Origin of the sequence: uncultured Campylobacter sp. (assembly GCF_938039205.1) — a bacterium.
Classification (GTDB): Bacteria; Campylobacterota; Campylobacteria; order Campylobacterales; family Campylobacteraceae; genus Campylobacter_A.
In genome coordinates, this window is sequence record NZ_CALHVM010000031.1 from 1 (window position 1) to 1,050 (window position 1,050).

Here is a 1,050-nt window from a genome sequence, read left to right on the forward strand (position 1 = left end):
GGCTCGATGACGGTGCCTAAGGCGTAAGTTTGGCTAAAATTTTATATTACGACGCTAGCGCGGGTATCAGCGGCGATATGAACTTGGCCGCTCTTGTCGGGCTCGGAGTGGATTTTGACTATCTTTGCGCCGAGCTTGAGAAGTTAAATTTGCACGGCGAATTTAAGCTAGAGCGCAAAAACGTGCTAAAAAACGGCATCGCCGCGACAAAAATCGACGTCGTGCCGCTAAAATCCAAGCCTCACGCCAGAAGCTACGCGGGTATCAGGCAAATTTTAGAGAGTTCAAATTTGAGCGGGCGTTGCAAACAAAGAGCGGGCGCGATATTTCGCACGATTGCCGAGGCGGAGGCCAAAGTCCACGGCATTGACATAGAGCGGGTGCATTTTCATGAGCTCGGCGCGATAGATAGCATCGCGGACGTCGCGGGCGCAGCAATCTGCCTCGAATATCTTTTTGAAAAACTCGGCGTCTCGCGCGTCGTAAGCTCTAAAATCGAGCTCGGCGGCGGCGTAGCGATCTGCGATCACGGTGCGCTTAGCGTACCTGCGCCAGCCGTTTGCGAAATTTTAAAAGGCGTGCCCGTAAGCCTCGGACGCACAAATTTCGAGATGACTACGCCCACGGGAGCGGCGATTTTAAAGGCCTGCGTGGACGAATTTACGGACGGCGCGAGCTTTAGTATCGAAAAGATCGGCTATGGCGCTGGCGGCAAAGACGCCGCAGGCTTTGCAAACGTGCTTCGAGTGATGCTTTGCGAGACCGATGAGGATTTAAACAACGAAAGCGGCGAGCGAAATTTAAGCGAAAAAGCTGGCTACGGCGCAGTTTGCAAGCAAATTCTGATCTCCACCAACATCGACGATATGGATGCCGAGAGCTTCGCGCTTGCCTGTGAAATTTTACGCGAAAACGGCGCGCTGGACGTCTTTAGCCGCTCGATCTTTATGAAAAAGGGGCGCGCGGGCTTTGAGCTAAACGCGCTGTGCCGCAAACAGGACGCGCAAAATTTAAAGGATCTGATTTTTACGCACACGACGGCGATCGGCA

General features: G+C 53.1%; 1 protein-coding gene. It reads left to right on the plus strand.

Translation table 11 applies throughout. The annotated features are described in order from the left end of the window. Positions 1-29 precede the first annotated feature (29 nt). Positions 30-1,050 (plus strand): nickel pincer cofactor biosynthesis protein LarC (gene larC / locus Q0394_RS04815; RefSeq protein ID WP_298945748.1); only part of this gene is annotated, 1,021 nt, incomplete at its 3' end.